Annotated in this window: 23 protein-coding genes; 14 read left to right on the forward strand and 9 right to left on the reverse strand. The window is 70.7% G+C overall.

Annotation, left to right across the window (positions count from 1 at the left end):
- The first annotated feature begins 1 nt into the window (after position 1).
- On the forward strand, positions 2-514 hold the full coding sequence (locus ABZW60_RS32585) for a 2'-5' RNA ligase family protein (RefSeq protein WP_355483402.1): 513 nt from the start codon (positions 2-4) through the stop codon (positions 512-514).
- On the opposite strand, the gene ABZW60_RS32590 is transcribed toward ABZW60_RS32585, so the two are convergent.
- Entirely contained in the window at positions 515-1,234 is a 720-nt protein-coding gene (locus ABZW60_RS32590) for an IclR family transcriptional regulator (RefSeq protein WP_130387568.1), read from the reverse strand. It lies immediately after the preceding gene.
- 110 nt (positions 1,235-1,344) lie between these two features.
- On the opposite strand from ABZW60_RS32590, the gene leuC reads away from it, so the two are divergent.
- The 4 genes from leuC (at position 1,345) to ABZW60_RS32610 (ending at position 5,551) form a co-directional block, all read left to right on the forward strand.
- A complete protein-coding gene (gene leuC / locus ABZW60_RS32595; protein WP_355483404.1) occupies positions 1,345-2,769 on the forward strand; it encodes a 3-isopropylmalate dehydratase large subunit in 1,425 nt (474 codons plus the stop codon).
- A 14-nt stretch (positions 2,770-2,783) separates the two neighbouring features.
- Positions 2,784-3,383 (forward strand): 3-isopropylmalate dehydratase small subunit, encoded by a 600-nt coding sequence (gene leuD, locus ABZW60_RS32600; protein ID WP_355483406.1) that lies wholly within the window; start codon positions 2,784-2,786, stop codon positions 3,381-3,383.
- A gap of 267 nt (positions 3,384-3,650) precedes the next feature.
- Positions 3,651-4,814 (forward strand): magnesium/cobalt transporter CorA, encoded by a 1,164-nt coding sequence (gene corA / locus ABZW60_RS32605; RefSeq protein WP_355483407.1) that lies wholly within the window; start codon positions 3,651-3,653, stop codon positions 4,812-4,814.
- A gap of 158 nt (positions 4,815-4,972) precedes the next feature.
- Complete coding sequence (locus tag ABZW60_RS32610) at positions 4,973-5,551, forward strand: HU family DNA-binding protein (protein ID WP_355483408.1); 579 nt, start codon at positions 4,973-4,975, stop codon at positions 5,549-5,551.
- A gap of 87 nt (positions 5,552-5,638) precedes the next feature.
- Here ABZW60_RS32610 and ABZW60_RS32615 read toward each other — a convergent pair whose 3' ends face one another.
- Both ABZW60_RS32615 and cofC read right to left on the reverse strand, forming a co-directional pair.
- Positions 5,639-5,845 carry a hypothetical protein gene (locus tag ABZW60_RS32615; RefSeq protein ID WP_355483410.1) on the reverse strand — a complete coding sequence of 69 codons (207 nt, stop codon included), beginning with the start codon at positions 5,843-5,845 and terminating at the stop codon, positions 5,639-5,641.
- 1 nt (position 5,846) lies between these two features.
- The gene (cofC, locus tag ABZW60_RS32620; RefSeq protein ID WP_355483412.1) at positions 5,847-6,518 is read right to left on the reverse strand and encodes a 2-phospho-L-lactate guanylyltransferase; all 672 of its coding nucleotides are present in this window, start codon (positions 6,516-6,518) and stop codon (positions 5,847-5,849) included.
- Between the two features lie 16 nt (positions 6,519-6,534).
- Between cofC and ABZW60_RS32625 the strand changes: the two genes are divergently transcribed.
- Genes ABZW60_RS32625 through ABZW60_RS32635 form a run of 3 tightly spaced genes read left to right on the forward strand, consistent with a single transcriptional unit; the run spans position 6,535 to position 9,265 of the window.
- Positions 6,535-7,326 (forward strand): lysophospholipid acyltransferase family protein, encoded by a 792-nt coding sequence (locus ABZW60_RS32625; RefSeq protein WP_355483414.1) that lies wholly within the window; start codon positions 6,535-6,537, stop codon positions 7,324-7,326.
- A complete protein-coding gene (locus ABZW60_RS32630; RefSeq protein ID WP_355483416.1) occupies positions 7,323-8,327 on the forward strand; it encodes an NAD(P)H-dependent glycerol-3-phosphate dehydrogenase in 1,005 nt (334 codons plus the stop codon). The genes ABZW60_RS32625 and ABZW60_RS32630 overlap by 4 nt, the downstream gene beginning before the upstream one ends.
- Complete coding sequence (locus ABZW60_RS32635) at positions 8,324-9,265, forward strand: aminoglycoside phosphotransferase family protein (RefSeq protein WP_355483417.1); 942 nt, start codon at positions 8,324-8,326, stop codon at positions 9,263-9,265. Before ABZW60_RS32630 ends, ABZW60_RS32635 begins: the two co-directional genes overlap by 4 nt.
- Positions 9,266-9,284: 19 nt before the next feature.
- Here ABZW60_RS32635 and ABZW60_RS32640 read toward each other — a convergent pair whose 3' ends face one another.
- Positions 9,285-9,857 (reverse strand): XRE family transcriptional regulator, encoded by a 573-nt coding sequence (locus tag ABZW60_RS32640; protein WP_355483419.1) that lies wholly within the window; start codon positions 9,855-9,857, stop codon positions 9,285-9,287.
- Between the two features lie 70 nt (positions 9,858-9,927).
- Between ABZW60_RS32640 and ABZW60_RS32645 the strand changes: the two genes are divergently transcribed.
- Positions 9,928-11,466, forward strand: coding sequence for a DHA2 family efflux MFS transporter permease subunit (locus tag ABZW60_RS32645; RefSeq protein ID WP_355483421.1), 1,539 nt, complete (start codon positions 9,928-9,930; stop codon positions 11,464-11,466).
- Here ABZW60_RS32645 and ABZW60_RS32650 read toward each other — a convergent pair.
- Positions 11,459-12,574, reverse strand: a complete 1,116-nt coding sequence (locus ABZW60_RS32650; RefSeq protein WP_355483423.1) for an ROK family transcriptional regulator — start codon at positions 12,572-12,574, stop codon at positions 11,459-11,461. The genes ABZW60_RS32645 and ABZW60_RS32650 overlap by 8 nt on opposite strands.
- A 76-nt stretch (positions 12,575-12,650) precedes the next feature.
- Here ABZW60_RS32650 and ABZW60_RS32655 point away from each other — a divergent pair, with 76 nt between their 5' ends.
- Both ABZW60_RS32655 and ABZW60_RS32660 read left to right on the forward strand, forming a co-directional pair.
- Entirely contained in the window at positions 12,651-13,745 is a 1,095-nt protein-coding gene (locus ABZW60_RS32655) for a Gfo/Idh/MocA family oxidoreductase (protein ID WP_355483425.1), read from the forward strand.
- An 11-nt stretch (positions 13,746-13,756) separates the two neighbouring features.
- Entirely contained in the window at positions 13,757-14,764 is a 1,008-nt protein-coding gene (locus tag ABZW60_RS32660) for a sugar phosphate isomerase/epimerase family protein (RefSeq protein WP_355483427.1), read from the forward strand.
- Positions 14,765-14,868: 104 nt separating this feature from the next.
- Here the strand turns inward: ABZW60_RS32660 and ABZW60_RS32665 are convergent, their stop codons facing one another.
- Positions 14,869-16,056, reverse strand: coding sequence for an MFS transporter (locus tag ABZW60_RS32665; protein WP_355483429.1), 1,188 nt, complete (start codon positions 16,054-16,056; stop codon positions 14,869-14,871).
- 55 nt (positions 16,057-16,111) lie between these two features.
- On the opposite strand from ABZW60_RS32665, the gene ABZW60_RS32670 reads away from it, so the two are divergent.
- Positions 16,112-16,789: an FCD domain-containing protein gene (locus ABZW60_RS32670; protein ID WP_355483431.1), complete on the forward strand. Its 678-nt coding sequence runs from the start codon at positions 16,112-16,114 to the stop codon at positions 16,787-16,789.
- Here the strand turns inward: ABZW60_RS32670 and ABZW60_RS32675 are convergent.
- Positions 16,735-17,283 (reverse strand): GNAT family N-acetyltransferase, encoded by a 549-nt coding sequence (locus ABZW60_RS32675; RefSeq protein WP_355483433.1) that lies wholly within the window; start codon positions 17,281-17,283, stop codon positions 16,735-16,737. The two genes, ABZW60_RS32670 and ABZW60_RS32675, sit on opposite strands and share 55 nt — an antisense overlap.
- Before the next feature lie 13 nt (positions 17,284-17,296).
- Positions 17,297-18,475 (reverse strand): MFS transporter, encoded by a 1,179-nt coding sequence (locus ABZW60_RS32680; RefSeq protein WP_355483435.1) that lies wholly within the window; start codon positions 18,473-18,475, stop codon positions 17,297-17,299.
- Positions 18,476-18,551: 76 nt separating this feature from the next.
- Here ABZW60_RS32680 and ABZW60_RS32685 point away from each other — a divergent pair, with 76 nt between their 5' ends.
- Together ABZW60_RS32685 and ABZW60_RS32690 are read left to right on the forward strand one after the other, a co-directional pair.
- Positions 18,552-19,289, forward strand: coding sequence for a DeoR/GlpR family DNA-binding transcription regulator (locus ABZW60_RS32685; RefSeq protein ID WP_355483436.1), 738 nt, complete (start codon positions 18,552-18,554; stop codon positions 19,287-19,289).
- Positions 19,286-20,458, forward strand: a complete 1,173-nt coding sequence (locus ABZW60_RS32690) for an MFS transporter (RefSeq protein WP_355483438.1) — start codon at positions 19,286-19,288, stop codon at positions 20,456-20,458. Before ABZW60_RS32685 ends, ABZW60_RS32690 begins: the two co-directional genes overlap by 4 nt.
- On the opposite strand, the gene ABZW60_RS32695 is transcribed toward ABZW60_RS32690, so the two are convergent.
- A complete protein-coding gene (locus ABZW60_RS32695; RefSeq protein WP_355483440.1) occupies positions 20,442-21,554 on the reverse strand; it encodes an aminotransferase class I/II-fold pyridoxal phosphate-dependent enzyme in 1,113 nt (370 codons plus the stop codon). The two genes, ABZW60_RS32690 and ABZW60_RS32695, sit on opposite strands and share 17 nt — an antisense overlap.
- Positions 21,555-21,584: the final 30 nt, after the last annotated feature.

Here is a 21,584-nt window from a genome sequence, read left to right on the forward strand (position 1 = left end):
TGTGGCCCTCGCTGTCTGCCTGCTCTTCGACCGCCGCACCGACCGGCTCCTGCGGGCCTTGTGGGGCCGGCTGGAGGAGCTCGGCGTGCCGACGCTGCAGACGCACACGCACGGCCGTCACGTGCCGCACCTGTCGCTGGCGGTGCTGCGTGAGTGGGACCACGACAGGGTCATGAAGGCCGTGCAGCCGTTGCTGAGCGATCGGCCGGTCGACCTGTTCTTCGACGCCCTGGGCACGTTCCGGCGCGGGCGGGCCTGGTTGGCGCCGGCCGTGGGCGTGGAGGTCCTGCAGTTGCAGGCGGCCGTCGTGTCGGCGCTGGAGGCAACGGATGCCGAGCTCCATCGGCACTACCAGCCGGGGCAATGGGTGCCGCACTGCACGGTCGCGCCGCGGGTTCCGCTGGTCGCGCTGCCGGTGCTGGCGGCGGCGGTGTACGACGTCCTGCCGCTGGAAGCCACTGCGGACCGTGCCGCTCTGATCGACAGCGGCACGGGGCAGATGTGGCCGCTCTAGCTACTCGGAAGCGCGGCGGAGGGCTTCGGACAGGCGCTCGGCGGCGGCCATGACGGCCGGGGCGTGCATGCGGCCGGGCTGACGGGAGAGCCGCTCGATCGGGCCGGAGACCGAGACGGCCGCGATCACCTTGCCGCTGGGGGAGCGGACCGGGGCGGACACCGACGCGACGCCCTGCTCGCGCTCGCCGACCGAGTGCGCCCAGCCGCGGCGCCGCACGCCGGCCAGGGCGGCAGCGTTGAACGAGGCGTTGTGCAGACCGCGGTGCATCCGCTCCGGGTCCTCCCACGCAAGCAGTATTTGGGCGGCCGACCCGGCGGCCATGGTCAGCTGGCTGCCCACCGGGACGGTGTCGCGCAGCCCCGAAGGACGCTCGGCGGCGGCGACGCACACCCGGTACTCACCCTGGCGGCGGAACAACTGCGCCGATTCGCCGGTGATGTCGCGCAGCCGTGCCAGCACCGGGCCGGCGGTCGCGAGCAGCCGGTCCTCGCCGGCGGCCGAGGCCAACTCGCTGAGTCGCGGGCCGAGCACGAAGCGTCCCTGCATGTCCCGGCCGACCAGCCGGTGGTGCTCGAGAGCGACCGCCAGGCGGTGTGCCGTCGGACGCGCCAGACCCGTGGCCGCCACCAGACCGGCCAGGGTCGCCGGCCCGGATTCGAGGGCGGACAGCACGAGGGCTGCTTTGTCGAGAACACCGACTCCGCTAGAGTTGTCCATGAGACGATATTGCAGTCTCAAATCGTGGAACGCAAGTCGCTTCGGCAGCCCGATCGAGAGCACTGTGAGCGAAAGCACCTCACTACACAACCATCTCAAAGGAGAGTCTGATGGGTAGGACGTTGTCGGAAAAGGTCTGGGATGCGCATGTCGTGCGCCATGCCGACGGAGAACCCGACCTCCTCTACATCGACCTCCACCTGGTGCACGAGGTGACCAGTCCGCAGGCGTTCGACGGGCTGCGCCTGGCCGGGCGGCCGGTCCGGCGCCCCGACCTGACGATCGCCACCGAGGACCACAACGTCCCGACCTTCGACGTGGACAAGCCGATCGCCGACCCGGTGTCGCGGACGCAGGTGGACACGCTGCGCAAGAACGCCGAGGAGTTCGGCATCCGGATCCACACCCTCGGCGACCCGGACCAGGGCGTCGTGCACGTGATCGGCCCGCAGCTCGGCCTGACCCAGCCCGGGATGACCGTGGTCTGCGGTGACAGCCACACCTCGACGCACGGCGCCTTCGGGGCGATTGCCTTCGGCATCGGTACCAGCGAGGTCGAGCACGTGCTCGCCACCCAGACGCTGATGCAGGCCCGGCCGAAGACCATGGCGGTCACGGTCGACGGCGTCCTGCCCGAAGGCGTCTCGGCCAAGGACCTGGTGCTGTCGCTGATCGCCAAGGTCGGCACCGGCGGCGGCCAGGGCTACATCGTCGAGTACCGCGGCGAGGCGATCCGGGCGCTGAGCATGGAAGCCCGGATGACGATCTGCAACATGTCGATCGAGTGGGGCGCCAAGGCCGGCATGATCGCGCCGGACGAGACCACCTTCGAGTACCTGAAGGACAAGCCGCACGCGCCGCAGGGCCTCGACTGGGAGGCGGCCGTCGAGTACTGGAAGAGCCTGGCCACCGACGAGGACGCGTCCTTCGACCGCGAGGTGGTGCTGAAGGCCGAGGAGATCACGCCGTTCGTCACCTGGGGCACGAACCCGGGCCAGGGCGTGCCGCTGGCGGCCACCGTGCCGTCGCCGGACGACTTCGACAACGAGAACGACCGGGTCGCCGCCGAGCGCGCCCTGGAGTACATGGGGCTGACCGCCGGTACGCCGCTGCGCGACATCCACGTGGACACGGTGTTCCTGGGGTCCTGCACCAACGGCCGGATCGAGGACCTGCGGGCCGCGGCCGGCGTACTCGCCGGGCGGAAGGTTGCCGAGGGCACCCGGATGCTGGTGGTCCCGGGCTCCGGGCGGGTCCGGCTGCAGGCCGAGGCCGAGGGCCTGGACACGATCTTCAAGGACGCCGGCGCCGAGTGGCGGGGCGCCGGATGCTCGATGTGCCTGGGCATGAACCCGGACCAGCTGGCCCCGGGGGAGCGCAGCGCCTCCACGTCGAACCGCAACTTCGAAGGCCGTCAGGGCAAGGGCGGTCGGACCCACCTGGTCTCGCCGCTGGTCGCCGCCGCGACCGCCGTCACCGGAACGCTGGCCGCTCCGGCCGACCTGCCGCCCGTCGCCGCACCCGCGAACGCCTGAGGAGCAACGGAATCATGGAAGCCTTCACCCAGCACATCGGTACGGCGGCTCCGCTGCGCCGCAGCAACGTCGACACCGACCAGATCATCCCGGCCGTGTACCTGAAGCGGGTCACCCGGACCGGCTTCGAGGACGGGCTGTTCGCGGCCTGGCGCAACGACCCGTCGTTCGTCCTGAACCAGCCCGAGTACGACGGGGTCTCGGTGCTCGTGGCGGGACCGGACTTCGGCACCGGATCCTCGCGGGAGCACGCGGTCTGGGCCCTGCTCGACTACGGGTTCCGCGTGGTCGTGTCGTCGCGGTTCGGCGACATCTTCCGCGGCAACTCGGGCAAGGCCGGGCTGCTCGCGGCCCTGGTGACGCAGGACGTCGTCGAGCAACTGTGGACCACGATCGAGACCGACCCGGGCACCAAGGTCACGGTCGACCTGGAGAACAAGACGATTTCGGCCGGTGACGTCTCGGCACCCTTCGAGATCGACGACTACACGCGCTACCGGCTGCTGAACGGTCTCGACGACGTCGGCATCACGCTGTCGCACGCGGACGAGATCGCTGCCTACGAAGCGACCCGGCCGTCCTTCAAGCCCGCAACCCTTCCCGCCAAGGCATAGCAGCCGCCGAGGCCTGAAGCTCGTGCAGAGTTATCGCCCCCGTAACGTTCGGATGGCCGGGGGCGATAACTCTGGTGTTACCCTTCTGGGGTTGGCAGAACCAGGTGTGCGAGACCAAGGAGGTGAGGCGCTGATGACGAACAGCAGCGATCCCTCCAGACATACCGGTCTCGCTCGGCCTGTGGGGGGTCTTTTCCTCTAGTAGTAGCAGGGTCGGGCAGACGTGTGCTCATCACTCACCCGCACCACATTGCTCCTGGAGGACTCATGTCCGACCTGCGCCTGCGCACGTTCCGTGCGTTCAGCCGTACGCCGTCACTGCGCGCCGCCGCCCGCAAGCACGCCGCAGCCGCCGCGCCCGCGATCGAGCCGGCCGACAAGCAGCATCGCGATCCGCAGAAGCCCAAGGGACACAGCGTCGTCGACAGCGCGATCTACTGCGGCGGCAACCGGATCGCGTCCCCGCACTCGCTCGCGGACACGTACTCGGCGCTGCACAACTCCCCGCAGAGCCTGGCCTGGATCGGGCTGTACCGGCCGGACCGCCGCGAGCTCGCCTCGCTGGCGCAGGAGTTCGACCTGCACGAGCTCGCGATCGAGGACGCCAACGAGGCGCATCAGCGGCCGAAGCTGGAGCGGTACGGCGACACGTTGTTCGTCGTGCTGAAGGCCGCGCGGTACCGGGACGCGACCGAGGAGGTCGAGTTCGGTGAGGTGCACGTTTTCGTCGGCCCGGACTTCGTGGTGACGGTCCGGCACGCCGAAGCGCCCAATCTGGCAGCGGTCCGGCGCCGGGTGGAGCGCGACCCCGAACTGCTCGGCCGCGGGGCCGAAGCGGTGCTGTACGCGATCATGGACAAGGTCGTCGACGGGTACGCGCCGGTGGTCGCCGGTCTGGAGAACGACATCGACGAGATCGAGACCGAGGTGTTCCGCGGCGATCCCAAGGTGTCGCGGCGTATCTACGAACTGTCCCGTGAGGTGATCGAGTTCCAGCGCGCGACCCGGCCGCTGGTCGGCATGCTCGAGCAGCTGCGCGGCGGCTTCCAGAAGTACGGCGTGGACGAGGAACTGCAACGTTCACTGCGGGACGTGGCCGACCACGTCACCGAGGTGGTGGAGAAGGTCGACGGATTCCGCGAACTGCTCCGCGACATCCTGACGGTGAACGCGACGCTGGTCGCCCAGCAGCAGAACGAGGAGATGAAGAGCCTCGCGATCGCCAGCAGCGAGCAGAACGAAGAGGTGAAGCGGATCTCTGCCTGGGCGGCGATCCTGTTCGCCCCGACGCTGATCGGCACCGTCTACGGGATGAACTTCGACAAGATGCCGGAGCTGCACTGGCAGTACGGATACCCCTTCGCGATCGGCCTGATGGCCTTGGTGTGTGGAGGTCTGCACCAGATCTTCAAGCGTCGCGGGTGGCTCTGAAACCCCTCTCCAGGCCCGAATCGGCCGAAATTGTGGCACGAATCGCCCAAAACAAGGCCGAATTGCCGCGTTGGTGTTTGTGAACGGCGTGTTGAGTCCATAACGTTCCTGTGAGATCGAGCGCTGTGCTCGACGCCTAGTGTTCACGGAGGGAAGCAGTGAACAAGAGCCAGTTGGTCGAAGCGCTCGCAGTGCACTTCGACGGAAACCGCCGCCAGGCCCAGCACGCATTGGAGTCGGTGATCGACACCGTCCAGCGCGAGCTGACCAAGAAGGGCGGCAAGGTCGCCATCACCGGTTTCGGTGCCTTCGAGGCCATCGAGCGTGGTGCGCGCATCGTGCGCAACCCGCGGACCGGTGAGACCAAGCGCGCCAAGAAGACCACGGTGCCGAAGTTCCGCGCGGGTGCGGAGCTGAAGGCCGTCGTCTCCGGTGCGAAGAAGCTGCCGAAGCTGGTCGTCCCGAAGCCGGCCGCGACCGCCACCAAGGCGGCTGCCCCGGCGAAGAAGGCCGCCCCGGCCAAGGCCGCTGCGACGAAGACCGCAGCTGCGAAGAAGACGGTCGCCAAGAAGGCTCCGGCCAAGACGGTCGCCAAGAAGGCCCCGGCCAAGACCGTTGCCAAGAAGGCCCCGGCCAAGACGGTCGCCAAGAAGGCCCCGGCCAAGACCGTTGCGAAGAAGGCGCCGGCCAAGAAGGCCCCCGCCAAGAAGACCGCGGCGAAGCGCACCGCTCGCTGATCTTCACGCAGTTCGGCATACCGCACAACCAGCGAAGGCCGGTCACCCCGTCCAGGGGCGACCGGCCTTCGCCGTGTCTGCGGACTTCTACAGGCGGGTGCCGAACTCCACCTTGGTGACAGTCGTTGCCGCGCCCGAGCCGGCGGTCTCGATCCGCACCCGTTGGCCGACGCGCAGATGCAGGACCGGGGTGTCGGCGATCGCGTGCACGGTGAACGGGAGCTCGATCCCGGTGTCGGTCAGCACGGTGCCGGAGAACGTCTCGCCGTCGTACCTGCTCACAGTCGCTTGCATGTCAGCAGGCTAGACCTTCGGTGCCCGTCGCGGCACCGAGAACCAGCGACATCACGTCCGCGGTCGCCGGGCCGACGCCGAGCTGGACGGCGTGTGCCAGATCGGCCGCGGTGTCGACGTCGCGGCGTACCGACTCGATCGCGGTCAGCTCGATCGGGACCGCGCCGGACGCCTGGTGGGCCAGGGCGGATCCGACGCCGAAGCGGGGATCCAGCGGTACGCCGGGCGCGGCGGCGAGCAACGTCGTCCCGGTGCCGGGCAGGTCGACCACGAACGAGCGCGGCGCCGTACAGGCGGCGAGAGTGGCGGTCAGCTCGGCCGGGCGCAACGCGGGCAGGTCGGCCGACAGCGCCGCGACGCCGTTGCCTGCGAACTCGGCAGCGGCCACAGTTGCTCCATGCAGCAAGGCTTCGTTGAGACCGGCGGCGGGCAGGTCCGGGACCACGCGCGCCCCGGCGGCGGTGACGTCCGCGGCGACCAGCGGGTCGTCGGTGACCACCAGGACCGTCTGCACCAGGGGAGAGGCCAGAGCGGCCGCAGTAGTGTCGACAGCGAAGGCGCGGGCCAGTTCGGGACGGTGCTGAGGGTAGGCCGGAGCGAGCCGGCTCTTCGCGATCGCCGTACGCTTCACCGGGATCACCAGGGTCCAGGGAGCGACCTGTAGGTCTGCCATCAGGCAGGATTCTCCCATGACCGACGGCGGGTACGAGCACCAGGAGGCAGCGGTGGACGCGAGGCAGGCGGATCCACGGCCGCCCCGTGGGTTCTGGTTCGGGGTGATCGTCGCGCTCGTGAAGCCCTTCATGATCGCGTTCACCAAGTGCCGGTTCACCGGCCGCGAGAACATGCCCCGGTCCGGCGGCGTGGTGTATGTGCCCAACCACATCTCGCACTTCGACCCGGTGGTGCTCGGGTACTTCATCTGGGAGTGCCGGCGGATCCCGCGGTTCCTCGGGAAGGCGTCGGTGTTCAAGATCCCGGTGCTCGGCAAGATCATCAGCGGCGCCGGGCAGATCCCGGTGTACCGGGACTCCGCGCAGGCCGCCGACGCGTTCCGGGACGCGGTCGCCGCGGTCGAACGCGGTGAGTGTGTGGGCGTTTACCCGGAAGGCACGATCACCCGCGACCCCGAGCTGTGGCCGATGACCGGCAAGACCGGCGCCGCGCGGATCGCGTTGATGACCGGCTGCCCGGTGATCCCGGTCGCGAACTGGGGAGCGCAGGAGATCCTCCGGTCCTACACCGGCAAGATCCGGTTCCGGCTGCTGCCGCGCAAGACCCTGCAGGTGCGGGCCGGGGCGCCGGTCGACCTGAGCGCCTTCGAGGGCAAGCCGCTGACCAACCAGCTGTTGCACGAGGCAACCGAGGTGATCATGGCCCGGGTGGCCGAGACGCTCGGCGAACTGCGCGGCGAGACCCCGCCCAAGGAGCTCTACGACCTGCGCAAGGCCCGCAAGGCCGACGGTGAGGAGAAGGCATGACCAAAGTCGCGGTGTTCGGCGCGGGTTCCTGGGGGACGGCGTTCGCCACGGTCCTGGCGAACGCGGGGAACCAGGTGTCGGTGTGGGCCCGGCGGGAGTCGCTGTGCGAGGTGATCAACACTCAGCACGAGAACGCCGAGTACCTGCCGGGGATCCCGTTGCCGGACGCGATCACCGCGACCCACGACCCGGCCGCGGCGGCCGACGGGGCGGAGGCCGTCGTCCTCGCGGTGCCGTCGCAGTCGTTGCGGGACAACCTCGCGGACTGGGCCGGTGTGCTGCCGAACGCCGTACCGCTGGTCAGCCTGATGAAGGGCGTCGAGCTCGGGACGACGAAGCGGATGAGCGAAGTGATCGCCGAGCTCACCGGCGCCGGGCCGGAGCGGATCGCGGTGGTGTCCGGGCCGAACCTGGCGCGCGAGATCGCCGAAGGGCAGCCGGCCGCGTCCGTGGTGGCCTGCGCGGACGAGGGGACCGCGGCGCGCTTGCAGAAGCTGTGCCATTCCCCGGCGTTCCGCCCGTACACCAACAACGACGTGGTCGGCGTCGAGCTCGGGGGCGCCTGCAAGAACGTGATCGCGCTCGCGGTCGGCATGGCCGTCGGGCTCGGGTTCGGCGACAACGCCCGGGCGTCGGTGATCACCCGCGGCCTGGCCGAGATCGCCCGGCTGGGGACGGCGCTGGGCGCGGACGAGCACACGTTCTCCGGGCTGGCCGGGCTCGGCGACCTGGTGGCGACCTGCTCGTCGCCGCTGTCGCGGAACCGGACCTTCGGCGAGAAACTCGGGCAGGGCATGAGCGTCGCGGAGATCGCCGGCGGCACCCGTCAGGTCGCCGAGGGAGTGAAGTCCTGCGCCTCGATCAGCGAACTGGCGCACCGGCACGACGTGGAGATGCCGATCGCGGAACACGTCACCAAGGTGGTCGCCGGGGAGATGACCCCGAAGGACATGCTGTTCAGCCTGGTCTCCCGCTCGGCGAAGTCGGAGCGCTGGGGATGATCCCGGAGGCGTTCGCCAACGTCACCGTCGAGCGCGAAGGCGCTACCGGCCAGGCGTGGCTCGACGAGCTGCCCGGGATCGTCGAGGACCTGCTGGATCGCTGGGAGCTCCAGCGGGACGGCGACGTACTGCACGGCCAGGTCGGCGTGGTGGTGCCCGTCGAGGGAAACGCGGTGCTCAAGGTGTCCTTCCCGCATCCGGGCAACGTGCACGAGCCGGATGCTTTCGAGGCCTGGGACGGGCGTGGGGCGGTGAAGCTGTACCGGCGCGACGACGCCCGGTACGCGATGCTGCTCGAGCGTGCGAACACCAGCACGCTCGCTGAGCACATGGGTGAGATGCTCGTCCCCGCCGACGCCGTTGACGCTGCGGCGATTGCCGGGGATCTGCTCCGTCAGTTGACGATCCCGGCGCCGGCCGGACTGCCGCGCATGTCCGAGCAGGCCGGCGCGTGGGCCGAGCAGCTGCACAAGGACGCGGCCGAACTCGACCATCGGTTGCCATCCGCGGTCGTCGACCAGGCGCTGTCGGTCGTCGAGGAGCATGGCCGCGAGCAGCCGGAGACTTTGATCCACGGTGACTTCCATGCGCGCAACATCCTGCGGGCGGACCGCGAGCCCTGGCTGGTCGTCGACCCGAAGGGGTACGTCGGCGATCCGGCGTACGACGCGGCGTTCTTCCTGCGCACCCGGGCGTACTACCTGTTCGTCGGCGGCCTCCCCCTCGACGAGCTGATGCCGTATCTGGACCAGGAGCTCGAGCGGTTCGCCGAGGCGTCGGGGATCGACGCCGAGCACATCCGCCGCTGGACGCACCTGGTCATCGTCCAGTCGGCGTTCTGGACCCGCCGGCACGGCTTCGGCCGCGCCCGGAGCGGCGACCATCTCGACGAAGTCATCACGCTCATCGACAAGATCGCCACCACCTGGGTCATCTGACCGCCGCCCATGCTGGGGGTCAGGAGTCGTCGGACTCCTTCTGGTGGCCGCGGCGGGCCTCGCGGTCGAAGATGCCGAGGATCTCGCACGGCCGGCCGCCGGTGCCGATGGCATGCGGCATCATCGTCGGGAACTCCGCGGCCTGGTTGGTCTCGATGCGGAACCGCCGGTCGCCGAGCAGCAACACGGCGGTGCCGGACAGCACCACCAGCCATTCGCGTCCCGGGTGGGCGCGCATCCGGGCCGGGTTGTCCGGCGGCGCTTCGATCAGCCGTCGCCGCATCACACTCAGGCCGGGGTAGCCCTTGAGCGGCCAGCGCATCACGCCGTGCGCCCCGTCGATCATCGGGCTGATGACGACGTCGTCGGCGGCGTTCTCCACGAGCTGATCCAGGCCGGTGTCCAGGGCGCGGGCGATGGTGACCAGTTGGTCGAGGGCCAGGCGGCGCTGACCGTTCTCGATCCGGCTCAGTGAGGACTGGCTGAGGTTGGCGCGCTTGGCGAGCTCCTCCAGCGACCAGCCCTGGGCGACGCGCAGGGCGCGGATCCGCTGGCGCACGAGGCCGTCCAGCCGACCATCTTCTTGCGTCATACGCAACACTCTATGCCTTTCATGCAAATCCGGCCTAGCGTCCAGGGAGTCCCTCTTCGGAAAGGAATCCATGAGTACCCATGAGTCGCTGAAGGTGGCGTCCGGCGGCGGCAGCGCGCCGGACGCACGGCAGCTGCGCGCGATCCTGGTCACCGTTTCCCTCGCGTTGATGGCCGTCATCGCATCGGTGTCCGGGTTGAATGTCGCGCAGACGCAGTTGGCCGTCGAGTTCGGTGCGTCGCAGACCACCGTGCTGTGGATCATCAACGCCTACACCCTCGCGCTGGCCGCGCTGTTGCTGCCGCTCGGTGCGATCGGTGACCGGCTGGGCCGCAAACCCATGCTGGCCGCGGGGCTGATCGTCTTCGCGGCCGCCGGAGTCGTCGCGGGACTCGCCCCGTCGACCGCGGTGATGATCGGCGCCCGCGTGGCGGCCGGCGTCAGCGCCGCGATGATCATGCCGATCACTCTGGCTGTCATCACGTCCACCTTCCCCGACGAGCGGCGTGGCAAGGCCATCGGCGTGTGGACCGGTGTCGCCGGGGGCGGCGGCATCCTGGGCATGTTCCTTTCGGCGCTGCTGGTCGACGTCGCGGACTGGCGCCTGCTGTTCGTGCTGCCGGTGCTCCTGGCCGCTGTCGCGCTGGTGATGACGCTGAAGGCGGTGCCCAACTCCCGTGAACGCTCCGGCCACTCCTTCGACGCCATCGGCGCGGTCATTTCCACCGTCGCGGTCACCGGTCTCATCTTCGTCCTGCAGGAAGGGCCCGAGCGCGGCTGGACCGACTCCGCGACTCTGATCAGCCTGGCCGCCGGTGCGGTCGCCGCGATCGGCTTCGTGACCTGGGAACTGCGCCGCGGGGACGCAGCCCTGCTCGACGTCCGTCTGTTCCGTGAGCGCGGTCTGGCCGGCGGCTCAGTGACCCTGCTCGTCGTCTTCGGGGTCCAAGCCGGAATCGCCGTCGTCCTCTTCCCGTTCTTCCAGGCGGTACTCGGCTGGTCCGGACTGCTCGCCACCGCGGCGATGATGCCGATGGCCGTGATGATGATGCTGAGCTCGGGCGTGGCCTCGCGAATGGCGGTCAGGATCGGCCCCCGGTCCACCATGGCCGCGGGCGTTGCCCTGGCCGCTCTCGGTCTCTCGTCGATGGCCGTCCTGGTGTCCGTCGACGGCGGTTACCTGTCGATCCTGCCCGGCCTCCTGGCCATGGGCGTCGGCATGGGGTTGTCGATGACGCCCTCGACCGAAGCCATCACCAGTTCGCTGCCGCGGGCCAAGCAGGGCGTCGCTTCGGCGCTGAACGATGTCACTCGCGAGTTCGGCACCGCGCTCGGTGTCGCGCTGCTCGGTGCGCTGCTGGCCAACGGCTATCGCAACGCCATCGACGGCAGGCTCGCCGGTCTGCCTGTCGACGCTGCGGCCACCGCACGCGAAGGCATCGCCAACGCTGTCGAGGTCGCGCCCACAACCGGGAACCATGCCCAGGACCTGATCCTCGCGGCACAGCAGTCCTTCGTCGACGGCTGGCAGTACGCCCTTTGGATCGGTGCCGCCGTCATGGCTGTGCTGCTGGTTTACGTTGCGCTGCGCGGTCCGCGGGTCAGCTGAGCGTGTGCGTGACGACGAGGGTGGCGGCGCCGAGGAGGGCTGCGTCGCGGCCGGTGTGGGAGGGGAGCACGCGGAGGTGGGTTGTGGCCAGCGGCAACGATCTGGCGTAGACGGTTTCGCGCAGGCCGGCCAGGAGGCTGTCGCCGGCCTGGGAGAGGGAGCCGCCGACCACGATCACCGACGGGTTGAGCAGGCTGACCGCGGCGGCCAGGACGGTGCCGATCTCGCGGCCTGCCTGGCGGACCGCGGTGGTGGCGGCGGTGTTGCCGGAGCGGACGAGATCGACGATGTCCTGACTCGTCCGGACCCCGAGCCGTCCGGCGAGCGCCGCCGCGGACGCGATCGCTTCCAGGCAACCGGAATTGCCGCAGCGGCAGAGCTCGGTGTGGCCGGGCGCCTGGATGTGGCCGATGTCCCCGGCCGCGCCCTGCGCCCCGCGGTGCAGCCGTCCGCCGCTGATCACGCCCGCTCCGATGCCGGTGGCAACTTTCACGAACAGCAGGTGCTCGACGTCCGGGTACGCCGTCGCGTGCTCGCCGAGCGCCATGATGTTCACGTCGTTGTCGACCAGCACCGGCCCGGGCAGCTCCCGGCTCAACCGGCCGACGACGTCGTACGAATCCCAGCCGGGCATGATCGGCGGATGGTTCGGCCGACCGGTGCTGTGCTCGACCGGTCCCGGTAGCCCGACCCCGGTGCCGGCCAGATCGTCGAGGGACCGCCCGGCCTCACGCACCAACGCCTGACCGGCCTCGGCCACCGCGTCGAGCACGACCTCGGGCCCCTCGGCGATCGCCAGGCGGCTCGTCGAGCGCCGGAGGATCGCGCCGGTCAGGTCGGTGAGCGCGACCGACAGGTGGGTCGCGCCGACGTCCGCCGCGAGTACGAGCCGCGCGGTCGGGTTGAACCGGAATCGCGCGGGCGGCCGACCGCCGGTCGAGGCCGCCTCGCCCGACGGCACCACGAGCCCTTCCGCGAGCAACGCCTCGATCCGTCCGGTCACCGTGGACCGCGCGAGGCCGCTGCGCTCGATCAGCTCGGCCCGGGTCCGCGGCTGCCCGTCGAGGAGCAGTCGCAGCACCGCGTCCGCCGTACCGATTGCGCTCATCACCCCGGACTTCCGTCGTGCTGGCCGTGGACTTTTGCTTGACAGGGTTCAAAAGGGTCCCATAGCGTCCTTCGACGTGTCCACCACTGCGCGCAAGCTCAAGGTCGGGATCGTCGGCGGCGGCTTCATGGGCCAGGTCCACGGCCGGGCCGCCCTGGTGTCGGGAGCGACGGTCGTCGGCGCGGTCGGCTCGTCGCCCGCGCGGGCCGAAGCCGCGGCCGAGGCGACCGGCGCCGAGCGTGGCTACGCGAGCCTGGACGAGCTGCTGGCGGCCGACATCGACGTGGTCCACGTCTGTACGCCGAACAACACCCACCTCGACGTGACGCTGAAGGCACTCGAGGCCGGGAAGCACGTCGTCTGCGAGAAGCCGCTGGCGACGTCGGTCCAGGACGCGGCCGGGCTGCACGCCGCCGCGCTCGAGGCCGGACTGGTCGGCGCTGTGCCGTTCGTCTACCGCTACCACCCGATGGTCCGCGAGTTGCGCACCCGGATCGCCGCGGGCGACGCCGGCGTGATCACCAGCCTGCACGGCTCGTACCTGCAGGACTGGCTGGCCGGCGCGGACGACCAGAACTGGCGCGTGGACGACACGACCGGTGGGCCGTCGCGGACGTTCGCCGACATCGGCTCGCACTGGTGTGACCTGACCGAGTTCGTCACCGGCGACCGGATCGCCGCGATCAGTGCCCAGCTGCGGACCGTCCGGGCCCGGCGCGGCGGTGTCGACGTACGGACCGAGGACCTCGCGACCGCGCAGTTCCGGACCGAGTCCGGCGTGGTCGGGACGATCGTGGTCAGCCAGGTCGCGGCCGGCCGGAAGAACCGGCTGTACCTGGAGGTGTCCGGCACCGAGTCGAGCTTCGGCTTCGACCAGGAGGACCCGGACCGGCTCTGGGTCGGCCGCCGCGCCGCATCGCAGCTGCTGACGCGGGATCCCGAGACGCTCAGCCCGCCGGCCGCGCGGGTGAACCGGCTGCCGGCCGGTCACGCGCAGGGGTACCAGGACGCGTTCGACTCGTTCGTCGCCGACAGCTATGCCGCCGTCCTGGGGGACCGCCCGGACGGCCTGCCCGATTTCGCCGCCGGAGCGCGGTCGGCCCGTGTGGTCGACGCCGTACTGCGGTCCGCCGCGGACGACAGCGCCTGGATCACCGTCGACAACTCCTAGGAGCCCTTGAGATGCCTCGTCCGATCACTCTCTTCACCGGTCAGTGGGCCGACCTGCCGTTCGAGGAGGTCTGCCAGTTCGCGTCCGAGGCCGGGTACGACGGCGTCGAGATCGCCTGCTCCGGCGACCACTTCGACGTCCAGCAGGCCGTCGACGACGACTCGTACGTCCAGGGCCGCAAGGACATCCTGGAGAAGTACAACCTGCAGGTCTTCGCGATCTCCAACCACCTGGTGGGGCAGGCGGTCTGCGACGACCCGATCGACTTCCGGCACCAGGCGATCGTGCCGTCGCGGATCTGGGGCGACGGCGACGCCGAGGGTGTGCGGCAGCGCGCCGCCGAGGACCTGAAGAACACCGCACGGGCGGCCGCCAAGCTCGGCGTGAAGACCGTCGTCGGCTTCACCGGCTCGTCGATCTGGCAGTACGTCGCGATGTTCCCGCCGGTGCCCGCGGAGCGGATCGCCGCCGGGTACCAGGACTTCGCCGACCGCTGGAACCCGATCCTCGACGTGTTCGACGAAGAGGGTGTCCGGTTCGCGCACGAGGTGCACCCGTCGGAGATCGCGTACGACTACTGGACCACCACGTTCGCGCTGGAGGCGATCGGTCACCGCGAGGCGTTCGGCCTGAACTGGGACCCGTCGCACATGGTCTGGCAGGACGTCGACCCGGTCGCGTTCCTGTGGGACTTCAAGGACCGGATCTACCACGTGGACTGCAAGGACACGAAGATGCGGGTCGGCGGCGGCCGCAACGGCCGGCTCGGCTCGCACCTGCCGTGGGCCGACCCGCGCCGTGGCTGGGACTTCTACTCCACCGGTCACGGCGACGTGAACTGGGAGGACTGCTTCCGGGTGCTGAACTCGATCGGCTACGACGGCCCGATCTCGGTCGAGTGGGAGGACGCCGGCATGGAGCGCAAGGTCGGCGCGGCGGAGGCGGTCAACGTCATCCGCGCCCTGGCCTTCGACAAGCCGGAAGCGGCCTTCGACGCGGCGTTCTCGACGGACAAGTGAGCCAGCTCGTGGTGGGCTGAGACCTGCAACGGTGACCTGGGACCTGCTATTTCAGGGCCCAGGTCGCCATTTCAGGTCTCCGGTCGCCACCTGAGGTCTCCGGGTCAGGTGGCGCGGGGGTCTCGGCCTGCCGCGAATCCCAGTAAGACCTGCGTGGCCGCCAGTGTCGCGAAGACGCTCAGCGTCGTACTCCAGCCGCCGGTCACCTGGACCAGGTAACCCGCGACGACCGGACCAGCGGCGGCGAGCGTGTAGCCGACCGCCTGCGCCATCCCGGACAGCTGCGTGGTCTCGTGGTGCCCGCGGCCGCGGAGGCTGATCAGCGAGAGCGCCGCGACGAGACCGGCGCCCTGGCCCAGCCCGCCGACGACCGCCCACACGATCGCCAGGTGCGGCGCGAACATCAGACCGAGCAGGGCGACGAGGATCGGCGTACTCGCGGTCATCAGGCCGGCCCGCTGGTTCGTCGGGTGCTTCAGCAGCAGCGGGATGGTGAGCCCGCCGATCAGGCCGAAGACCTGGAAGACGAACAGGTGCACACCGGTCGAGCGCTCGGAGACGCCGCCGGTGGTGATCTCGATGGTGGGCAGCCAGTTCACGAACAGGTAGAAGCTCGTCGACTGCAGGCCCATGAAGCCGGTCACCAGCCAGGCCATGGGCTGCCGCCACACACTCACCGGCGGAGCCTCGTCGGCCGCTGGGGCCGCCGGCATCGGCTCGGGTGACAGCGTCCGCGGCAGCCAGATCACCGCGACCAGGACGGCGAGCCCGCCCCAGACCGCCAGGGACAGCCGCCAGTCGACGGCGTCCGCGATCGGTACGGCGAAGATCGAGGCGATCGCCGCGCCGCCGGTGATGAAGGCCGTGTAGATGCCGGTCGCCCGGGAGACGTGGCCCGCGTAGTCCCGCTTGATGATGACCGGGACCAAGACGTTGCCGACCGCGATCGCGCCGCCGACCACGGCCGTGCCGATCCACAGCCCGGCGGGACCGGCGTACGGGCGGAGCGCGCTGCCGGCCGCGAGCACCAGCAGCGACACGAACACCGCCCGCTCCATCCCGAACCGCCGGGACGCGAGGTGGACCAGGGGAGAGGCGGCCGCGAACGCGAGCAGCGGCAGCGTGCCCAGCAGCCCCTGGGCGGCCTCGCCGAGGTGCAGGTCGAGTCCGATCCGGGGCAGCACCGGCCCGACCGCGGTCAGCGCCGGCCGCAGGCTCAGCGCGACCACGAAGGCGGTCGCGGTGATCAGTGACGACCGCTCGCGAGTCATCGGTCCGGTCAGCACTGCCACGACACACCTCTCGTCAGCTCTCGTGTAGATGTCCTACATTTATATACTGTACGCCATGGAGCCCTTGGTGCGGCAGGTGCCGCTCGTGCTGCAGGTGTCGGAACAGTTCCGGGCCCGGATCGAGTCCGGCGCCTGGCCGCGGGGCGCGCGGATCCCTGGGGAGCATCAACTCGCGACCGAGCTCGGCGTCAGCCGCGGCACCGTGCGCGAGGCTTTGCGCTCGCTGAGCCTGACCGGTCTGCTGGAACCGCGCGTTGGCGACGGGACCTACGTCCGGGCGACCAACGAGATCAGCGGTGTGCTGGTCCGGGACGAACTGTCGGCGTCGCTGACACACGTGCTCGACGCCCGTGCAGGCATCGAGGCGGCGGCTGCGCGGCTGGCTGCCCGGGAACCGGACCCGGCGAGCCTGGCCGCTCTGGAGGAGGTGCTGGTGGCGCGTGGTGAGGCGCTCGCGGCCGGTGACCTGGACGCGTTCGTGGCCGTCGACACCGACTTCCACCGCCGGGTCGTCGTCGCGAGCGGGAACCCGTTACTGCTGCGGTTGTACGACGCGCTCGCCGAAGTCATGACCGCGTCGATCCACCAGACCGCGACGATCCCCGAGGACCATCGGCTCGGTGACGCGCACGTCGACGTGCTGGACGCGATCCGCGACGGTGATCCCGAGCGGGCGAGTCAGGCGTCGTACGCGTTGATCGAGACCGTCAAGCGGACCGGGTCCGGCCAGTAGTAGCGGAAGCAGGCGGGCTGTCCGTTGAGGCGGCGCGGCTCGCCGCCGGGCGGCGGGACGTCCTTCCGGTCACCGCGGATGCCGCCGCGCGCCTCGTAGAAGGCCTGCGCGGCGGTGTTCTGCTCGAGCACCCAGAGGTAGAGGCCGGTGTCGTGGACGTGCTCCGCCGTGAGCGCGAGCAGCCGAGTACCGATCCCTTGCCGCTTGCGTGGCGCCCGAACATGCAGATTGTCGACCAGCGCTCCGTACTTCGGATCCGCGTCGAACACCACGTGCGCGAGCCCGATCAGCTGCCCGACGTACTCCGCCACGGTCGTCCGCATCCCCTCCCGCGCCGCGAGCCGCCGGGCCCACAGCTCACCGAGGTACTCCGGCGATTCCTCGTCGAGAAACGCATCCGCATACGCGCCCCGGTAATGCCGCCGCCAGCTGTCCCCGTGCAACTCCGCAACCGCCGCCGCGTCCTCAGCCCCAGCCACCCGAAAAGTCGTCACCCCATGATTCGTATCACCGGGGAAGCACGCCGCCCGGCGCTGTCCGCGTGCTGGTTGCCAGCACCCGCGCGAAGACCGCCAGGCAGGCCGCCAGTGCGGTGACGACGATGAACGAGATGGTCAGGTTGCTGGCCTGGGCGATGCCGCCGATGATCGACGGCGCGACCAGACCCGACGCATAGGTGATGGTGGCGACGCCGGCGATCGCCTGGCTCGCGTTGTCCCCGGTGCGGCCGGCGGCCGCGAAGGCGAGCGGTACGACGACGGCGATCCCGATGCCGATCAGGCCGAAGCCGGCCATTGCGACGATCGCGTTCGGCGCGACGACCACCAGCAGCCCGCCGAGCGTCGCGACCACGCCGCTCCAGCGCACCGTACGGACGGCGCCGAACCGGTCGACCACCGCGTCGCCGGTGATCCGCGCGATCGCCATCGTCAGCGCGAACCCGGTCGTCGCCGCGGCCGCGACACCGGCCGAGCTGTCCAGGATGTCGCGCAGGTACACCGCCGACCAGTCCAGGCTCGCCCCCTCGGCGAACACGGCGCAGAACCCGACCGCACCGATCAGCAGCGCCGACTTCGGCGGCAGCGCGAACCTCGCCGGCGGCTCCTCGTCCTCCTCGGGATGGATGTTCAGCACGAACTGGCACACCACCGCACCGACGACGGTGAGGACGACGGCGGCGACCACGTGATGCACCTGGGCGCTGAGGTTCGCATGCGCCGCGACCGTGCCGACCGCGGAGCCGATCAGGGCGCCCGCACTCCACAGGCCGTGCAGCCCGGACATGATCGACTTCTTCAGCCGGTGCTCCACCTCGACGCCGAGCGCGTTCATCGCGACGTCGGCCATCCCCGCCGTACCGCCGTAGATCAGCAGGGCGGCGCAGAGCGTCAGCAGGCCCGGGGCGAACGACGGCAGGATCAGCGACAGCGTCCAGAGCGCGAGCAGCCCGCGGAGCGCGGTCCGGGTCCCGAACCGGTGGCTGACCCGGGCGGCGAGCGGCATCATCAGCGCCGCGCCGAGGGCCGGGAACGCGAGCGCCAGCCCGAGCTGGCCGGCGGACACCCCCGCGTGCTCCTGGATCCAGGGGACCCGGGTCGCGAACGACCCGGTCACCGCTCCGTGCACGCAGAAGACGGCGGCCACGGCGTACCGCGACCGCCGGACGAGTGTGGTGTCATCAGTCACAAGCAAACACGCTATCTGTTTGAACGATCAGGCGGATGGTAGTTTTTTGCGCATGAGAAGTGCGGAACGGCACCAAATGATCGTAGAGCGACTGCAGTCCGTCGACCGAGTATCGGTCCAGGAGCTGGTCGAGGCGACCGAGGCCTCCGACATGACGGTACGCCGCGATCTCGACTTCCTGGCCGCGCAAGGCGTCCTGAAGCGGGTCCACGGCGGCGCCGTGTCCGCGATGCCGTCCGGTCTCGAGCCGCCGCACTCGCTGCGTGCCCAGGCCGCCGTCGCCGCCAAGCAGGCGATCGCCCGGGCCGCCGTCGAGCACCTCCGCGACGGCGAGACCATCGTGCTCGACAGCGGGACGACGGCCCTCGAGACCGCGAAGCTGCTGCACGACCGCGCGCTGACCGTGATGCCGCTCTCGCTGCACGTCGCGCACGAACTCGCCGACGCGCCGCGGATCCGCCTGCTGATGCCGGGCGGCGAGGCGCGCAAGGGTGAGCTGTCGCTGGTCGGTCCGCTGACCGTCGCCTCGCTGCGTGCGCTGCGGTTCGACGCCGCCGTGCTGAGCCCGTGCGCCTTCAGCCTCGACGCCGGGATGACGGCGTTCGACCTGGGCGACGCCGAGGTCAAGCAGGAGGCCCTGAAGGTCGCGAACCGCACCATCGTGCTCGCCGACGGCGCCAAGTGGGACCGCGCCGCGCTCGCCTACGTCTGCGCCGCCGACCGCCCCGACCTGATCATCACCGACGACTCCGCACCCGAGGACCAACGAACCTTGCTGACCCAACGCGGCACCCTCGTAGAGGTGGCCTCTTGACCGCCACCGACGTCCAGCTCCCGGCCGCGCCGCCCAGGGCCGCTCGGATTGCCACCTGGCTGTATTTCGGCCTCAACGGCTTCGCCGTGGGCATGTGGGTCGTGCACATCCCGAGCATCGAGCACGCGACCGGGATCACCCACAGCACCCTCGGGCTGCTCCTGCTCGTCCTCGGCGGCGCCGCGTTCATCGGCATGCAGGTCGCCGGTCCGCTCGTCGACAAGCTCGGCCAGCGCCGGCTCGTCCCGGCCGCGGGCATCCTGCTCGGTATCGCGCTCGCCGGTCCCGGGCTGGCCACCAACTGGTGGACGCTGGGTCTCGCGCTGATCCTCGTCGGCTTCGGCAACGGCTCGATCGACGTCGGCATGAACGCGCAGGCCGTCGTGGTCGAGCGGGGCTACCCGCGCCCGATCATGGCCGCCTTCCACGCGATGTGGTCGATCGGCGGCGCGATCGCGGCCGTCATCGGAGCCGCCACGCTGCGCGCCGGCGTACCGACCGAGGTCACCCTCGGCCTGGCCGGCCTGGTCTGCATCGTGCTCTCGCTGGCCGCCAGCCGCTTCTTGCTGGAGGCAACCGTCTCCGACGAGGACGCGGACGACGCGCAGCCGCGGGAGAAGCCGCCGGCGAAGCTGGTCTGGGCACTCGGCGGGCTCGCGTTCGGCCTGATGCTGTCCGAAGGTGTTGCCAACGACTGGGCCGCACTGCACTTCCGCGACATCCTCGACACCTCGGTCAGTACGGCGGCCTACGCGTACGGCGCGTTCGCGGTCGCGATGACCGTCGGGCGGTTCCTCACCGACCGGGTCGCCGCCGTCGTCGGCCCGGCCGCGATCGTGCGCTGGGGCGCCGCGATGGCCGCGGCCGGCCTGACGCTGGTGATTGTCGTGCCGTGGGTGCCCGTCGCGCTCGTCGGCTGGGCGGTGTTCGGCCTCGGCCTCGCCGGCGGCGTACCGCAGCTGTTCACCGCCGCCGGCAACCTCGACCCGCGCTCGTCCGGCGCCCTGATGGCCCGCGTCGTCGGCCTCGGGTACGTCGGCCTGCTCGCCGGGCCCGCGCTGATCGGCGGCCTGGCGCACTGGATGCCGCTGAACATCGCGTTCATCCTGCCGGTCGTGCTGTGCGTGCTGACGTTCTTCGGCGGCCCGGTGCTCAACTCGAAGCGCTGAGGGCCTGCCGCAGATCGGCCCACAGGTCGTCGGGGTGCTCGATACCGACGGACAGCCGGATCAGGTCCTCGGGGATCGTCGGCACCTCGATCGGCCAGCGGCGGCGGCGCTCGAGCATCGACTCGACGCCGCCGAGGCTGGTCGCGTGCACCCAGAGCTCGGTGCTCTCGCACAGCTTCTGGGCGCCGGCCGCGTCGCCGCCGAGCTCGAAGGCGAGGATCGCGCCGAACCCTGACATCTGCGCGGCGGCGCGGTCGTGCCCGGGGTCGTCCGGCAGGCCGGGGTAGCGGACCCGGCTGACCCGCGGGTGCTCGCGCAGCCGCTCGGCCAGGAACCCGGCGTTCGACTGGGCCCGCTCCAGGCGGAGCGCGAGAGTGCGCAGGCCGCGGAGCGCCAGCCAGGCCTCCATCGGCCCCGGGATCGCGCCGAGGCTGCGGCGGCGCAGCTCGATCGCCGACCACAGGTCCTCGTCGGCGGTGACGACGGCGCCGAGCACGACGTCGGAGTGACCGGCGATGAACTTCGTCGCCGAGTGCATCACGACGTCCGCGCCGAGCCGCAGCGGCTGCTGGAGCAGGGGGGTGGCGAACGTGTTGTCGACGACCACGGTCGCGCCGGCGGCACGACCGGCGGCGGCGAGCGCCGGGATGTCGGCGACCTCCATCGCGGGATTGGTCGGCGACTCGATCCACAGCAGGTCCGCGCCGTCGACCGCCTGGAGGGCGGCGTCGGTGTCGGCGATACCGACCCTGTCGACCTTCAGGCGGCCGGTGGCTGCCTGCTGATCGAGCAGCGCGAGGACGCCGGAGTACGCGTGCTGCGGCGCGACCACCCGGCCGCCGACCGGGACGAGGTCGATGACGGCCGCCACGGCCGCCATGCCGGACGCGAACGTCAGCCCGCGGCCGCCTTCGAGCTTGCCGAGGGTCTCCTCGAGCGCGGTCCAGGCGTCGTTCCCGAACCGGCCGTACCCGCGGTCCCCGCCCGCGACGTACGTCGAGCTGAACACCGGGGACACGCCGAGCGGCGCGTTCGGCACCCGCTCGGGCCGGCCCGCGTGGACGACGACGGTGGACGGATCGAGGTCAGGAGTCATGCCCGAATTGTCCCTGGCCACCCGGCTGCG

This window comes from Kribbella sp. NPDC003557 (genome assembly GCF_040610805.1).
In the GTDB taxonomy this organism is placed as follows: domain Bacteria; phylum Actinomycetota; class Actinomycetes; order Propionibacteriales; family Kribbellaceae; genus Kribbella.

Coding starts and splice junctions, on each gene's coding strand:
- ABZW60_RS32590 (WP_130387568.1), bottom strand. CDS start 1,234: ATGGACAACTCTAGCGGAGTCGGTGTTCTCGACAAAGCAGCCCTCGTG.
- leuC (WP_355483404.1), top strand. CDS start 1,345: ATGGGTAGGACGTTGTCGGAAAAGGTCTGGGATGCGCATGTCGTGCGC.
- leuD (WP_355483406.1), top strand. CDS start 2,784: ATGGAAGCCTTCACCCAGCACATCGGTACGGCGGCTCCGCTGCGCCGC.
- corA (WP_355483407.1), top strand. CDS start 3,651: ATGTCCGACCTGCGCCTGCGCACGTTCCGTGCGTTCAGCCGTACGCCG.
- ABZW60_RS32615 (WP_355483410.1), bottom strand. CDS start 5,845: ATGCAAGCGACTGTGAGCAGGTACGACGGCGAGACGTTCTCCGGCACC.
- cofC (WP_355483412.1), bottom strand. CDS start 6,518: ATGGCAGACCTACAGGTCGCTCCCTGGACCCTGGTGATCCCGGTGAAG.
- ABZW60_RS32625 (WP_355483414.1), top strand. CDS start 6,535: ATGACCGACGGCGGGTACGAGCACCAGGAGGCAGCGGTGGACGCGAGG.
- ABZW60_RS32630 (WP_355483416.1), top strand. CDS start 7,323: ATGACCAAAGTCGCGGTGTTCGGCGCGGGTTCCTGGGGGACGGCGTTC.
- ABZW60_RS32635 (WP_355483417.1), top strand. CDS start 8,324: ATGATCCCGGAGGCGTTCGCCAACGTCACCGTCGAGCGCGAAGGCGCT.
- ABZW60_RS32640 (WP_355483419.1), bottom strand. CDS start 9,857: ATGACGCAAGAAGATGGTCGGCTGGACGGCCTCGTGCGCCAGCGGATC.
- ABZW60_RS32645 (WP_355483421.1), top strand. CDS start 9,928: ATGAGTACCCATGAGTCGCTGAAGGTGGCGTCCGGCGGCGGCAGCGCG.
- ABZW60_RS32650 (WP_355483423.1), bottom strand. CDS start 12,574: ATGAGCGCAATCGGTACGGCGGACGCGGTGCTGCGACTGCTCCTCGAC.
- ABZW60_RS32660 (WP_355483427.1), top strand. CDS start 13,757: ATGCCTCGTCCGATCACTCTCTTCACCGGTCAGTGGGCCGACCTGCCG.
- ABZW60_RS32670 (WP_355483431.1), top strand. CDS start 16,112: ATGGAGCCCTTGGTGCGGCAGGTGCCGCTCGTGCTGCAGGTGTCGGAA.
- ABZW60_RS32685 (WP_355483436.1), top strand. CDS start 18,552: ATGATCGTAGAGCGACTGCAGTCCGTCGACCGAGTATCGGTCCAGGAG.
- ABZW60_RS32695 (WP_355483440.1), bottom strand. CDS start 21,554: ATGACTCCTGACCTCGATCCGTCCACCGTCGTCGTCCACGCGGGCCGG.